Source organism: Comamonas sp. CMM02, from assembly GCF_014851485.1.
Lineage (GTDB): Bacteria > Pseudomonadota > Gammaproteobacteria > Burkholderiales > Burkholderiaceae_C > Comamonas > Comamonas avium.
Genome location: NZ_JACUZW010000017.1, coordinates 1 through 298, shown reverse-complemented (window position 1 = coordinate 298; position 298 = coordinate 1). Strand labels below are relative to the sequence as shown.

The following is a 298-nucleotide window of genomic DNA, read 5'->3' as shown; positions in this document are numbered from 1 at the left end:
TTCACGCCGCCGGCGTTGTTCAGACCACTGGCGGGCACAAAGCTCCATGTGTTGTTGGCATTGATCGTCAACGTGCCCTTGCCGGTGTTGATGCCCGTGCCGTACGCCACCGTCTGTGCAGCGCCTCCGTCGATCGAGATCGTGAAGTTGGCCGGTGTCACACCATCGGCGCCTGCCGCCAGGTTCCACGCCCCGGTGATGGCTGCTGCCCCTTCCACCACGCTCGCCGCTCCAGACAGCGTCACCACAGGGATATCGTCCGAGACAGTCACATTGACGGTGCCCTGCGCCGTATCTC

Annotated in this window: 1 protein-coding gene; it reads right to left on the bottom strand. The window is 63.8% G+C overall.

Translation table 11 applies throughout. From position 1 onward, the window contains the following. Positions 1-298, bottom strand: a 298-nt coding sequence (locus IB213_RS17925; RefSeq protein ID WP_192408187.1) for a hypothetical protein, incomplete at both ends; no start/stop codon positions are given.